Here is a 560-nt window from a genome sequence, read left to right on the forward strand (position 1 = left end):
CCTCGACGGCGGCCTGCGCATGGTCGACATCCGCGTCGCTCCACGGCTGCCGGTCCCAGCCGCCGCCCAGGCCCATGCAGCCGTAGGCGAGCGGGCTGGCGGTCGGGAGGTGCTGCTGCAGCGGAAGGGCGGGAATCACGGGGATCGCGGAGCTCATGGCGGGACCTGCGTCGTGGCGGAAACGGACATCGCGCCCGGGAGGGCGCGATGCGTTGGAGGCGCCTTCGTCAGGCGCGCGGTGCGGGATTGTGACGCGACGGGCGGGCGACGCGTTTCATGGCGGTTTCATCGCGCGGGGCAGGGCGGGGCTGGCTCGCGCTATGCCCGGCAAGGCTTCACGCCCACCGCCCCGCGTCTCACGCGCCAGCGTGGCCCGTCCGTCAGCAACAGTCACAATCTGCGATTCCGCCCATGACAGTCGACCGGTCCGCCCCCACCGCCTTCGCCGAGCGCGCGCTTGCCGCGCGTGCTGCGTCCATCACGCCTGCCGCGTTCTTGCGACGCTCGTTCGCGGCGATGGCCATGCTGTTGGCGGCCGCCTTGGTCCCGGCGACGGCGGC

The 560-nt window shown here is 73.2% G+C and carries 1 protein-coding gene; it reads right to left on the reverse strand.

The genetic code is table 11. From position 1 onward, the window contains the following. Positions 1-380: 380 nt before the first annotated feature. A partial coding sequence (locus FUT87_RS30120; protein ID WP_222617320.1) for a hypothetical protein occupies positions 381-560 on the reverse strand: 180 nt, incomplete at its 5' end.

This window comes from Mitsuaria sp. TWR114 (genome assembly GCF_007997345.1).